The organism is Arthrobacter psychrochitiniphilus (assembly GCF_003185915.1).
Taxonomy (GTDB): Bacteria; Actinomycetota; Actinomycetes; order Actinomycetales; family Micrococcaceae; genus Specibacter; species Specibacter psychrochitiniphilus.
Genome location: NZ_QHLZ01000008.1, coordinates 41,251 through 54,376, shown reverse-complemented (window position 1 = coordinate 54,376; position 13,126 = coordinate 41,251). Strand labels below are relative to the sequence as shown.

Sequence of the window (13,126 nt, the reverse complement as noted above, 5' to 3'; positions counted from 1 at the left end):
AAGCCACCCCGTATTGACGCCGAAACGCATACCTGCAGTTTGCAAGAAGTCCTCGCTGGATTGGGCAGGCCGGGGGAGTTGGCAGCTAGCTACGCCGAAGGGGAGCATACTTCTGGGCCGTTGTGGGGAACGGGGGTAGCCGCAGCCATGATCATACTCTTGGCTTACTGGCTGTTCTTTTCCACCTTCGTCGCCGGAATGTTGGCCATTGTGGGACAAACAGGAGGGGAATTTGAGGCTCATTTCTTGTTCGTCAAAGTCCTGGCCTTCTCAGGGGACAACGGAGTGGGCATTGGCTGGAGCGGAAAAGCTGCACTATGGGTTCCTCTCATTCTTGCCGCGGCGGCCTTCATCCCCACAAGCCGGTTCTGGCGCATCTTCACACGTCGACGCTAGCTGCACCGCTTCTTGGTTTCGCCAGTCCCGGGCCGAGGAAAGCTAACCGGGCCATACCCCTGGATCCGGCAAAAAAGTAGCACCTGCAGACAAGCCATCCCACGAACTGGTGCACTGTAGTTGGGCACTGAGGGGATTAGGCTGGTGCCATGGATGCACAAGAAGTACAGCTTGACAGCTACCCGGACGGCACCGTACAGGCACGGCATTTTCGGATCGAAACGAGGCAAGTCCCGGAGCCCCATGAAGGGCAAGTGCTGGTGAGGCTGCGCAGGCTGGGCCTGAATGCCGGGCTCGCTAACAGGATTGGGGGTCCGGACACCCCCTACGGGCCAAGCATCAAAGCCGGAGACGTGCCCGCCAGTGACGGCGTGGTGGAGGTCTTGGAATCCCGCAGCGCGGCGTTTAAACCGGGCGATTTGGCGGTGCGAAAATCACCGTGGCGCAGTATTGACATTGCAGCAGAGGATGAGCTGCGCAGTATTCCAGCCCTGGGGTCCGGCATTCCGTTGGAGGCCCACCTGACAATACTTGGACATACCGGCTTCACCGCGTACACCGGAATGATGCGCTTTGGTGAGGTACAAGCGGGGGATTCGGTCTTTGTCTCCGGGGCGGCCGGCGGAGTGGGCAGCTGCGCCATGCAGTTCGCCAAAGCCGTTGGCGCCACCGTCATTGGCAGTGCGGGTTCACCCGAGAAAGTTAAGCTCTTGGGCACCTTGGGCGCCGATGCCGCTTTCAATCACCGTGACGGCGCGGTACTGGATCTGCTCAGTGCTGCGGCACCAACTGGGATCGATCTATTTTATGACAACGTTGGTGGGGAAGCGCTGGAAGCCGCGCTGGAGCACCTGCGCTTCGGTGGGCGCGCGGTGATCTGCGGTGGCGCGTCGCAATACGCGAGGGGGAGTGAAGTCAAGGGCCCCTCGAATTACCTGCGCATGGTCTACCAGCAGCTGACCATGCGCGGCTTTGACGTGACATCAAACGAGGACTTGCGCCCAGAATTCGAAGCCGAGGTTGCCACCTGGTTACGCGCAGAAAAGGTTCGCAGCGTCCACACCCTCGTCATTGGATTCGCCAAGATCCCTGAGGCGTTCGCTTCTTTGCTTACTGGCGGCAATAGCGGGCGCATGATTGTCGATTGCGATAGCTGAGAGTCTAAGACTGAGCCAACGGCGACGATCACGTAAGTGCCCATAGTTGCCGTCCAGACTCCAGCACGCCCCTGGACCTTGCCATGCAGCTAAGCTGTAGCGTTCAAAGGGTGCTCCTGCGCCGGTCTCGACCCACGAGGTGTGCATTTTTTCGATCCACCCTGTATCCACCAGTTACCGGTTCGGAAGGTGCGATTTGACGTTACTTGACATAATGTAGATTATCGGCGCAATATTGCGAGTGCTGAAATGTCGGGTTTTCCAGGTAAACCGAGCACTACCTGTGGTGAAACCATGCCTGCAGGACAACCGTGTCGTCATCCTGCACAAGATAGCCGAGGCGGCGCTCCTTGGTGATTCTCCTGGACCATGCGGTGCGAGGACCAACCTGATTCACTGAGCTCAGGCTCTTTTAAAATACCCGCATTTGACTGCTGGCGACTTTCGCTCAGGCGGCTTGCATTCGCGGGCACCTTGAGTAGGTGGACTGTCTGCTCAAGTGCGTCATATTCATCCCGAGACAAAGGGACGGCGTCACCCTTTCTCGAAGTGATTTGCACTGCCATACGGTCATTGTTGACCTGTTCAATCAGCGGGAAAAGATTCTTCCAGACTTCAGCAGCCCGTCCCGGTTACTCCCCCACGTACGCTGCCAAATGCTGGCCAGTCAGCGTCTGCCGCGAAGCCACAAGCTCAGCAGGCGTTCCCTGAAAAACTATTGATCCGCCGTCGTGCCCGGCACCGGGACCAATGTCAATAATCCAGTCAGCATGAGCCATAACGGCCTGGTGATGCTCAATGACAATGACTGATTTGCCCGAATCCACCAGACGGTCCAGCAGGCCCAACAGCTTCTGAACATCCGCTAAGTGCAGGCCTGTGGTGGGCTCGTCTAGGACGTAAATGCCGCCCTTCTCCCCCAGGTGCGTGGCCAGTTTGATGCGCTGGCGCTCACCTCCGGACAGCGTGGTCAGCGGCTGTCCCAGCGTGAGGTAGCCAAGCCCGACGTCGGACAAGCGCACCAATATCTTGTGGGCCGCAGGCAGCTTGGCATCGCCGTCGGCAAAGAATTCCGCGGCCCGGTCCACGCTCATGGACAGCACCTCGCTAATGTTCTTCCCGCCCAGGTGGAATTCCAGCACGGCAGCCTGGAAGCGGCGGCCTTCACACTCCTCGCACATGGTGGAGACGCCAGCCATCATCCCAAGATCTGTATAGATGACGCCGGCGCCGTTGCAGGTGGGGCAGGCGCCTTCAGAATTAGCACTGAACAGGGCGGGTTTGACGCCATTGACCTTGGCAAAAGCCTTGCGGATAGGCTCAAGCAGTCCCGTGTAGGTGGCGGGATTACTGCGCCGGGAGCCGCGAATGGCGCCCTGATCCACCGTCACTACGCCTTCACGCCCGGATACGGAGCCGTGAATGAGGGAGCTCTTGCCCGAGCCGGCCACTCCTGTGATCACCGTCAGAACGCCTAAGGGAATGTCTACGTCCACGTCTTTTAAGTTGTTTTCACTGGCGCCGCGGACCTCCAGCACACCACCCGCATTGCGGAAGGATGCTTTCAACCCCACCTTGTCATCCAAGTGCCGCCCGGTGATGGTGCCACTGGCGCGCAGACCTGCAAGGTCTCCTTCGTACACCACCTCTCCCCCGGAAGAACCGGCCAGCGGTCCCAGGTCAACCACATGGTCGGCAATGGCGATGGCTTCGGGCTTGTGCTCCACGACCAGCACCGTGTTGCCTTTATCGCGCAGTTGCAGCAGGAGCTTGTTCATGCGGGCGATGTCGTGCGGGTGCAGGCCGATCGTCGGCTCGTCGAAAACGTAGGTGATGTCCGTCAGGGAGGAGCCCAGGTGGCGGATCATCTTGGTGCGCTGCGCCTCTCCCCCGGACAGCGTTCCGGCGGGTCGGTCCAGGGACAGATACCCTAGGCCGATCTCCACGAAGGAATCAAGGGTCTCCCCCAGCGCCTTCAGCAGCGGGGCCACCGACGGGTCCTTGACCGAACGCACCCAAATGGCTAGGTCGCTGATCTGCAGGGCACAGGCATCGGCGATACTCACGCCGTCGATGGTGGAATTACGGGCGTGCTCCGCCAGCCGGGTGCCTGCGCATTCTGGGCAGGTGGTGAACACCACGGCACGTTCCACAAAGGCGCGAACATGCGGTTGCATGGCGTCCACGTCCTTGGACAGCATGGACTTTTGCATCTTGGGGATGAGGCCCTCGTAGGTGACGTTGATGCCCTCGGCCTTGATCTTGGTGGCCTCCTTGTGCAGGAGATCGTGGAGCTCTTTCTTCGTGAACTTTCCCAGCTTCTTGTCCATGTCAAAGAAGCCGGAGCCGGCGAAGATGCGCCCGTACCAGCCGTCCATGCTGTACCCGGGGACCAGCAGAGCGCCTTCGGACAGTGACTTGCCGGCGTCGAAAATGGCGTCTAGGTTGAAATCGTTGACCTTGCCCATGCCCTCGCAGCGCGGACACATGCCGCCGGTAATGGAGAAGCTGCGCCGCTCCTTGACCTTCTCCCCCGCCCTCTCAATCGTGACGGCGCCCGCGCCGGAAATCGAGGCAACATTAAAGGAGTAGGCCTGCGGTGAGCCGATGTGCGGCTGGGCTAGGCGGCTGAAAACGATCCGCAACATCGCGTTCGCATCCGTCACGGTGCCCACGGTGGAGCGCGGATTGGCGCCCATCCGCTCTTGATCGACGAGGATGGCGGTGGTCAGGCCCTCTAAAACATCAACGTCGGGGCGCGCCAGCGTGGGCATGAACCCCTGCACGAACGCACTGTAGGTCTCATTGATCATCCGCTGGGATTCCGCGGCGATGGTGCCGAACACCAGTGAACTTTTACCCGAACCTGACACTCCCGTGAACACCGTCAGCCGGCGCTTGGGTATCTCGATGCTCACGTTCTTGAGGTTGTTCACCCGCGCACCCCGCACCCGGATCATCTCGTGGCGATCAGCCGGATGCACGCCATGGGAGGAAGCGGTGGAGGACGTGTGCATGGATTCTCGATTCACTGGGTCAGGGTGCTTGGAATGTGCGACGGCGGCCGGCATCTTCCATTGCCGGCCCTAGTTTACATGTGGGGAGCCGGCGCTCACTTCTCCAGTCCTGCCCGGTGCAGGATGCCTGCAATCACTGCGCTTTTCGCGTTGGAGTAGACGTTCATGTCCGGCCTGTCACGACTGACCAGGATCCGCTTGGTCTCCTCATACACCCTGCGGTCCGCAGGGTCGCTGCGCAGCCTGTTCCGCAACAGCAGGTAGGCGTCGGCTGCGGGAGCGGCCGCTTCCATGACGTGGACGTGCACATCCAGAGCGGACGTACGCACCATGCGGTGACCCGGTCCCCGCACCCGCACGTTGGCGTCTTGCAACACTGCGAGGATCTTTTGCTCTTCGAACCGGTAGCGGTCAGGCCGCTTCAGATCATAGTCAACTACGGCGATTTTGCGCTGTTCCACCCCACCAATATGTTCGGTCCGGGTGACGTCGGGCTGGCGCCGGTACTCAGCCACGGCTTTCTCCCCCGTCCACCAGCGACGCCAGCTGGGCTGCGTCGCGAAGGTACGCTCCGGCGTCGTCCGCCAGTGCCGGTTTGCCCAGCTCCCGCAGGCGGATGATAGCAACGTGCAGGAGCTCATCCTAGGTGGCGCTGGAGCCGTAGGAGTCCAGCAGCAATCCGACACGCCTGCGTGCGTGGTCCATTTGCGGGGCGAAGTCGTTGTGGGAGATAACCTCGGCGGGCATCCTGACCGGTGACTGCTAGTGGGCGTCGTCGGTCAGGACGGTGTCCTGCCACACCCAGCCCACCCACCGGCCGCGGCCACGTAATCCAAATAGCGGTGCACCGGGGGCGTCCACGGGCCGGCGTTGCGCAGTACGGTGTCGCCATCGCGTTCGATGGCGAACGTGTTTCCAGGTTGCTGGGTGGGGTGGGTGATCAGGACGCGGCGGTCGTGTTCTCCACCACGAACAGCTCACAGGTGTCGTTGTAGTACTTCTTCGTAGTGCCCTTGTGCTCCATGCCAATGCGCCGGCAGACACTTTGGGAAGCCGTGTTCGCGGAGTTCGTCACGGCCACTACTCGCTCCAGACCGGAGGCAAAACCATGCTCAAGGACAGCCTCTGCCGCTTCCGAGGCGAAGCCATTGCCCCAGTGGTCGGGGTGGAAGTGCCAGCCGATCTCCACGTCCCCGGACGGTTCCGTGGGCTCCTCGCCGGACTTCGGGATGGGCTTGAGCAATAACGTGCCAACCTGCACGCCGTCATCCTTGCGAGTCACGGCCCAGATGCCGTGCACTGGATGGTCCAGGGCCTGAAAACTTTTGAGCTTCGCCACTGCCTGGGTACGGCTGTCCATGACCGTCGGCTCAGTTCCAATGAACCGCTGAACTACCCACCGGGAGTACAAGTCAAAGACAAAGTCAACATCGGTTTCTTCCCAAGGACGCAGGATAAGGCGTTCGGTACTAATAGCTTTTGTCATTAACACATTATGCACGGCTGATCGAAAACTGCTGGTGTGCTGCGGATTCATGGGTAGGCGCTTACGTAACAAAAGCCTCAGCGGCAGAGGCAGTGGCAGAGGCGCAGGCAAGCCACTTATATTATGCGCACGGCAAGAGCCCCATCATGCGCCAGTGAATAAGTGGCGCCTTCGTAGCAGACGGGCCGGCGCAGACAGAACGCCACTGCGGGACGTGGCGGTTACGCCTCCAGTAACTGACGCAATACGTACTGCAAAATACCGCCGTGGACGTAGTACGCTTCCTCGGCAGGTGTGTCGATGCGCAACCTGGTGGCGACTTCGCGGGTTTCCCCCTCTGACTCGATGCGCACCGTGACCTCGCGCGGCAACGGGTTGGCACCAGCCAAGCCCGTGATCGAGTACGTTTCAAAGCCTGTCAGGCCCAGGGACTCTGCCGTCTCGCCTTCCTTAAACTCCAGAGGCAGCACGCCCATGCCAATCAAGTTGGAGCGGTGGATACGCTCAAAGGACACGGCAATGACGGCCTTGACCCCCAGCAGCATGGTGCCCTTGGCAGCCCAGTCACGCGAGGAGCCGGATCCATAGTCAGTCCCCGCAATCACCACCAACGGCGTCCCCTCAGCCTGGAAGGTGTTGGATGCCTCGAAAATGGTCTCCGTGTCCCCGTTAGGTGAGCGCTTGGTGAATCCACCTTCGACGCCAGGCACCAGCTGGTTGCGTAGGCGAATGTTCGCAAAGGTGCCACGGATCATGACGTTGTGATTGCCACGGCGTGAGCCATAGGAGTTGAAGTCGGCCTGGGCAACACCGTTCGCCTGCAAGTACTGACCGGCAGGAGAGGACTTCTTAATGTTCCCAGCCGGGGAGATGTGGTCCGTGGTGACCGAATCCCCCAGTAGAGCCAACACCCGCGCGCCCACGATGTCCTGAACAGGTTCCGACTCCCGTCCCATGCCATCAAAGTACGGTGGCTTGCGCACATACGTGGACTCGTCAGACCAGGCGAACATGTCGCCCTCCGGCACCTCCATACCGCGCCAGTTTTCATCTCCGTGGTACACATCCGCGTAGCCGTCCGTGAACATTTGCGCCTCAAGGCTGGCGTTTACCACGGACTTGATCTCCGCCGTCGTTGGCCAGATGTCCTTCAAGAACACCGGTTCCCCCGAGGAGGAAGTTCCCAGTGGCTCCTTCAACAGGTCCACATGCATGGAGCCTGCGAGCGCGTACGCGATGACCAACGGAGGTGAGGCGAGGAAGTTCATCTTCACTTCGGGGTGGATGCGGCCTTCAAAGTTACGGTTTCCGGAGAGCACGGCGGAAACGTTCAGATCCTTGCTGTTCACGCCAGCGCTGACTTCGGGGATGAGTGGTCCGGAGTTGCCGATGCAGGTGGTGCAGCCGTATCCGACCAGGCTGAACCCAATCTTGTCCAGGTACGGGCTGAGCCCTGCCCGGTCAAGGTAGTCGGTGACGACGCGGGATCCGGGGGCCAGTGTGGTCTTCACCCACGGCTTGCGGTCCAGGCCAAGTTCCACGGCCTTTTTGGCGAGCAGCCCGGCGCCGATCATGACGGAGGGGTTGGAGGTGTTGGTGCAGGAGGTGATGGCGGCAATGACGATATCGCCGTGGTCCAGGTTGTGCTTCACCCCGTCGAGCACAATCTCAACGGGGTCGCTGGGCCATTCGAGCCCTTCCCCGGCGTCGTCCAAGTACTGGTGGGGCGGTTCATCGCGCTGGATGCGAGCGCTGATGGCCACGGGGTCGCTGGCGGGGAAGGATTCATCTCCGGCGTCGTCGAGTCCGCCTGCCATGACTGCCACTTCCTGTGACTCCCCCGCAAGCAGTCCGCGCACGGCACGTGCGGCGCTGCGCAGCGGGATCCTGTCCTGTGGGCGCTTGGGACCGGCAATGGAACTCTCCACGGTTGAGAGGTCAAGTTCCACCACCTGGCTGTAATCCGGGGTGTGTTCTGGATGGTGCCACATGCCCTGTTCCTTGGCGTAAGCCTCCACCAGCTGGATCTGGTGTTCGCTGCGGCCGGTGAGGCGCATGTAGTCAAGGGTCTCGGCGTCGATCGGGAAGATGGCGCAGGTGGAGCCGTACTCGGGGCTCATGTTGCCCAGGGTGGCACGGTTGGCCAGCGGCACATTGGCCACGCCGGGACCGAAGAACTCTACGAACTTGCCTACCACACGGGTCTTGCGCAACAGCTCGGCCACGGTGAGCACCAGGTCCGTGGCGGTGGTGCCCTCGGGCAGCTCACCGGTGAGTTTGAAACCCACCACCTGCGGGACCAGCATGCTCATGGGTTGGCCCAGCATGGCGGCCTCCGCCTCAATGCCACCCACTCCCCAGCCCAGCACGCCCAAGCCGTTCACCATGGGTGTGTGTGAGTCCGTGCCTACCAGAGTGTCCGGGTAAGCCTGCTTCACGCCGTCGCGCTCGCGGGTGAACACCACGCGGGAGAGGTATTCCAGGTTCACTTGGTGGCAGATCCCCGTATCTGGCGGCACCACCAGGAAGTCGGCGAATGACTGTTGGGCCCACCGCAGCAGCTGGTAGCGCTCCTGGTTGCGCTGGAATTCAAATTGGGAGTTCTTCGAGACAGCGTCGGGGCGGTTGAAGACATCAGCAATGACGGAGTGGTCAATGACCAGCTCGCCGGGGATCAGCGGGTTGATCTTGGCCGGGTCCCCGCCCAGCTCCGCCATGGCGTCACGCATGGCCACCAGATCCACCACGCAAGGGACGCCGGTGAAGTCCTGCATGAGTACCCGGGCCGGCGTGTACTGGATCTCCTTGCTCGCCTCGGCCCCCGGATCCCACTCCCCCACGGCACGGACCTGCTCGGCCGTGACCAGGAGCCCGTCCTCGTTGCGGAGCAGGTTCTCCAGCAGGACCTTCAAGCTGTACGGCAACCTGGCCGAGCCGGGAACCTTGTCCAAGCGGTAGATCTGGTAGCTCTCACCGTCAACGGTGAGTTCACTACGTGCATCGAAACTGTTGGAAGACATGACAATCCTCTGATCTCTGCGAGCCCTTTAAGCCACCATAGCCCTCACCCACGCAATGGCAAGGGGGTGGGCAAAGGCTTGACACAATGAGATGGTGAATAATCCACTGGAGGGCAGCAACATGAGGCATGTTTTGACCGAGGAGTACCTGCGCGAATCTATTGCCGCCGTGCTGGAATCCGCTGGGCTGCCCGAGATTGTGCAGGCAGGCCACCCCACCCTGCGTGCCCGCGCCCTTCCCTTCACGGGTCAAGTCAGTGACACGGATCTTGCCCGGCTCATCGAGATCATGCGAGCTACCATGCATGCAGCTCCAGGGGTTGGATTGGCCGCACCCCAGCTCGGCATACCGCTGCAACTAGCCGTAATCGAAGATATGTTCGAAGTCAGTGCGGAGAATGCCACCGCCCGGCAGCGCGAACCTCTAGAACCATTCACTCTCATCAACCCTCGCTACACGCCACTTGGCACGGAGTTGGCGGCCCACTACGAGGGCTGCCTGTCCATGACGGGGTGGCAGGCGGTGGTTGAGCGCCCCAGCGCTGTTGAACTGAAGTACGACGACGTGCACGGCACTGCGCAGACCCGCCAGTTTTCGGGGTGGCAGGCGCGCATAGTCCAACATGAGAGTGATCACCTCTTCGGCACCCTCTATATAGACAAGGCACACACCCGCTCGCTCGCCAGCAACGCCCAATACAGTCAGCACTGGGCCAATCCGGACATTCTTGCCGCCAGGGAGGGGCTGGGGTTCTAGGGTGGCACCCCTAAGATTGGAGCCATGGAATTCTCTGCACTGAACGCACTGCTCTGCCCCCACTGCGGAGGTGGCTTCACAGCCCCCGAAAAGTGGGAGGGCGCCCTCTGCTGCGAGCGCGGCCACAGCTTTGACATTGCACGCCAGGGATATCTGAATCTACTCACGGGCCATGGCACCAAGTTTGTTCCGGACACGGCCGCCATGGTGGCGGCCCGTGACGCTTTTCTGGACGCCGGCCACTACGGCCCTCTCGGCGACGCGCTGGCGAGTACTATCCGCCGGCTCCTGCCAGGGCCCGGGCCGCACATGATTCTGGACGCCGGCACCGGCACCGGCTGGTACCTTCAACAGATCCTGGCAGCTTTCCACCCAGAAACTGAGAATTCGCCGGCTGGGAACCAAGATCACCACTGGCCAAAGGGCGGCTGTGAGAATTCCGGCGGCGCTCGCAGCCCGTTCGCGGTGGGCATGGACATTTCAAAGTTCGCATTACGCCGGGCTGCTCGGCGTAACCCCGAAGCACTGAACATCGTGTGGGACCTGTGGCGTGCCTTGCCGCTGGGAGCCAACACGGCCGATGTGGTTCTGGTGGTCTTTGCGCCCCGCAATGCCAAAGAGTTTGCCCGCGTACTCAAACCCGGTGGCACCTTGGTGGTGGTGACCCCACTGGCAAGTCATCTTGCCGAGATCGCCCAGGAGGCGTCTCTGCTAGGAATTCAAGAAGACAAGGAAGCCGCGCTCAACCATTCCCTCGAGGCTCATTTCACCCCGGCAGGGAACTGTGAGTTAGTCGTTCCCCTGCAGCTGGGCCCGGCGGACATTGCCAATGTGGCCCTGATGGGCCCAGCCGGCCACCACCTAGAGGCCAAGGAGGCCAGTACGCACCTTGCTGGCCTGCCAGCACTGAGCGCAGCGACTGCTGCTTTCCGAATCTCCACATTTACGGCCAAGCAAAACTAAGTTCACTGGAAAGCAAAACTAATCCGCCGGCAGAGGCTCCGGCTCGGCGCCTTGTTGCCGCCGCACGTCCCGTTCTCTTTCACGACTGTGCAAAGAGGCGGATTCAGAGGCAGGGGCAGGGTCGGTTTCAGAGGCAATGTCAGGTGCAGGCGCAGGGGCAATGTCAGGTGCAGGCGCAGGGGCCGCCGCCGTCACGGCGCTGCCCGGGGTCTTGGCGTGCAGGTCAACATGGAGCCAACGCAGCGTCACCTGGGTGAGTGGCCCCACCCCTAGCGCAAACGCCGCCGTACCTGCCCCCACTACCCCGCCGAGCAGGAAGCCAATCACCACCACCGAAAACTCCAGGCCGGTCCGGATCAGCCATACTGGCTTTCCGCTCACACGAACCAGTCCCGTCATCAGCCCATCCCGCGGGCCCGGGCCTAGGCCAGCTCCTATGTACAGTGCGGTAGCAAAGGCAATAAGGCACAAGCCGGAGCTGAAGGTGAGTACCTGTAGCGCCCAGTGATGAGCCTCCGGGATCAGAAACAGGCCTACATCAGCAAAAGCCCCGACCAGAACGGCGTTGGCAATGGTACCGACCCCCGGGCGCTGCTTCAGCGGAATCCACAGCAGCAGCACCACCCCACTGATAATGATGGTGCACATGCCAAAGGAGATCTGTGTTGTACGGGATACGCCCTGGGCAAAGACATCCCACGGTGAAGCGCCTATATTGCCCCGAATCATCAACGCCATCGCCACACCGTACAAGAGCAAGCCGGCCACGAGCCGCACAAGCCGGGCAGAGAGTCTTTGAGTGGTGAGAAAAGATGCGGATGAAGAATTCATACTGCAAGTCTAGGCAAAGTGGCCTGACAAGATAGATCCAATTCAACTAATGTGGACTCATGAACACTTTTGTCACGGGTCACCGGCTAGCCCGAGAACTGGGCGAGTGGCGCGGCAACGCCCCCGCCTACCAGTCACTGGCCGAACGCATCAGGGTTCTGCTCCTTGACGGACGGTTGTCTAGTGGTGCGCGCATGCCTGCTGAGCGGGAACTGAGCCAGGCACTGGATTTGAGCCGTACCACGGTTGCGGCCGCCTACTCAAAACTCCGCGAGGACGGCTTTTTGGAGAGTGTTCGTGGTTCCGGAAGTACCCTGTGCCTGCCCGGCATGGAACGGGGCGAGCATTCTTTACACTCCGGCCTGCCTTTTGACTTCACGAAGGCAACAGCGCCCGCCTACCCAGGTCTGCAGTGCGCCTATGCATCCGCCTTGGCCGAACTTCCCAACTATCTCTCCCATGACGGTTTTGACATGGTTGGCCTACCGGATCTGCGGGAGGCCATCGCTCAACACTTCGCTGACAGGGGCCTGCCCACCTCGGCGGATCAAATCATGGTCACCATTGGGGCCCAACACGGGCTGAATCTAGTGGCCCGCACCCTGTACTCCCCCGGGGAACGGATCCTGGTTGAGCAACCCACCTACCCTCATGCACTGGATACCTTCACCTCTCTCGGCGCACGCATTCTCGCCTTCCCCGTCCGGGCGGAAAGCGGTTGGGATGTGCAGCAGGCGCTCCTGCAAATCCGTCGCGCGGCTCCCAGCATGGCCTACCTGATGCCGGACTTTCACAACCCCACAGGACTGAGCATGTCCATAGCCGAAAGGGAGTTCCTAGCAGCCGCCGCGGATAGAGAAGGAACAATTCTGGTTGTCGATGAAACCACTGCCCTGCTGGACATCAACCGCGGGCCGCTTCCCCCCATGGCGAGCTTCTCCCCCAACATCATCACGCTGGGCTCACTGGGCAAGCTCGCCTGGGGCGGACTGCGAATTGGCTGGATCAGAAGCTCCCGCGAAATGCAGGCCAGAATCCTGCGCAACCGACCCGCCGTAGACCTCGGCACCCCCATCGTGGAACAGCTTGCAGCATTGGCGCTGTTCAAGGATCTGCCGTCCATGGCTGCCAGCCGCAGCCGGGAACTTCGGCGCGGACGCGACACCCTGGTCCAACTCCTACAAGAACTGCTGCCACAGTGGAGCCTTAACATCCCCAACGGGGGCTTGTCACTATGGATCAACACCGAGACAATGTCCAGTTCCGCCCTGGCACTGGCAGCGCGCTCGCAGGGATTGGCTCTAGTATCCGGCCCGCGCTTTGGCCTCGATGGTGCATTTGAGCGGTATTTGCGGCTGCCTTTTTGCTATGAAAGCACCCAGTTACGTCACGGCGTGGCGATCCTGAGCGACATTGCCGGCCACGTCGGTTCAGAACCCTTAAGATTGCCCCAACAGGCAGTAATCTAACCGGAAACTTTCAGCTCAACGTAGTAGTGT

At 61.1% G+C, this 13,126-nt stretch carries 11 protein-coding genes and 1 pseudogene; 5 read left to right on the top strand and 7 right to left on the bottom strand.

Annotated features, from left to right (window positions below; all coding sequences use genetic code 11):
• The first annotated feature begins 39 nt into the window (after window positions 1–39).
• The gene (locus CVS29_RS13145; protein WP_170120977.1) at window positions 40–396 is read left to right on the top strand and encodes a hypothetical protein; all 357 of its coding nucleotides are present in this window, start codon (window positions 40–42) and stop codon (window positions 394–396) included.
• A 149-nt stretch (window positions 397–545) separates the two neighbouring features.
• Window positions 546–1,553 carry an MDR family NADP-dependent oxidoreductase gene (locus CVS29_RS13140; protein ID WP_110106782.1) on the top strand — a complete coding sequence of 336 codons (1,008 nt, stop codon included), beginning with the start codon at window positions 546–548 and terminating at the stop codon, window positions 1,551–1,553.
• Between the two features lie 277 nt (window positions 1,554–1,830).
• Here CVS29_RS13140 and CVS29_RS19265 read toward each other — a convergent pair whose 3' ends face one another.
• From CVS29_RS19265 to acnA, 6 genes and pseudogenes are all read right to left on the bottom strand, one after another.
• Complete coding sequence (locus CVS29_RS19265) at window positions 1,831–1,950, bottom strand: type II toxin-antitoxin system YoeB family toxin (protein ID WP_373366681.1); 120 nt, start codon at window positions 1,948–1,950, stop codon at window positions 1,831–1,833.
• 43 nt (window positions 1,951–1,993) lie between these two features.
• Window positions 1,994–2,158 (bottom strand): annotated as a pseudogene (locus tag CVS29_RS19260) (type II toxin-antitoxin system Phd/YefM family antitoxin); the annotation flags it as partial.
• A gap of 27 nt (window positions 2,159–2,185) precedes the next feature.
• On the bottom strand, window positions 2,186–4,570 hold the full coding sequence (locus tag CVS29_RS13125) for an ATP-binding cassette domain-containing protein (protein WP_110106879.1): 2,385 nt from the start codon (window positions 4,568–4,570) through the stop codon (window positions 2,186–2,188).
• Between the two features lie 95 nt (window positions 4,571–4,665).
• Window positions 4,666–5,085 (bottom strand): GrpB family protein, encoded by a 420-nt coding sequence (locus CVS29_RS13120; RefSeq protein ID WP_245932238.1) that lies wholly within the window; start codon window positions 5,083–5,085, stop codon window positions 4,666–4,668.
• Window positions 5,086–5,510: 425 nt separating this feature from the next.
• A complete protein-coding gene (locus tag CVS29_RS13110) occupies window positions 5,511–6,056 on the bottom strand; it encodes a GNAT family N-acetyltransferase (protein ID WP_110106778.1) in 546 nt (181 codons plus the stop codon).
• A gap of 221 nt (window positions 6,057–6,277) precedes the next feature.
• Complete coding sequence (gene acnA, locus CVS29_RS13105; RefSeq protein ID WP_110106777.1) at window positions 6,278–9,076, bottom strand: aconitate hydratase; 2,799 nt, start codon at window positions 9,074–9,076, stop codon at window positions 6,278–6,280.
• A gap of 91 nt (window positions 9,077–9,167) precedes the next feature.
• Here acnA and CVS29_RS13100 point away from each other — a divergent pair, with 91 nt between their 5' ends.
• A complete protein-coding gene (locus CVS29_RS13100; RefSeq protein WP_110106776.1) occupies window positions 9,168–9,833 on the top strand; it encodes a peptide deformylase in 666 nt (221 codons plus the stop codon).
• Between the two features lie 24 nt (window positions 9,834–9,857).
• The gene (locus tag CVS29_RS13095; protein ID WP_110106775.1) at window positions 9,858–10,796 is read left to right on the top strand and encodes a putative RNA methyltransferase; all 939 of its coding nucleotides are present in this window, start codon (window positions 9,858–9,860) and stop codon (window positions 10,794–10,796) included.
• Between the two features lie 18 nt (window positions 10,797–10,814).
• Here CVS29_RS13095 and yczE read toward each other — a convergent pair whose 3' ends face one another.
• Entirely contained in the window at window positions 10,815–11,627 is an 813-nt protein-coding gene (gene yczE / locus CVS29_RS13090; RefSeq protein WP_179442391.1) for a membrane protein YczE, read from the bottom strand.
• Between the two features lie 59 nt (window positions 11,628–11,686).
• On the opposite strand from yczE, the gene yczR reads away from it, so the two are divergent.
• Window positions 11,687–13,096, top strand: a complete 1,410-nt coding sequence (gene yczR / locus CVS29_RS13085; RefSeq protein WP_110106774.1) for a MocR-like transcription factor YczR — start codon at window positions 11,687–11,689, stop codon at window positions 13,094–13,096.
• Window positions 13,097–13,126: the final 30 nt, after the last annotated feature.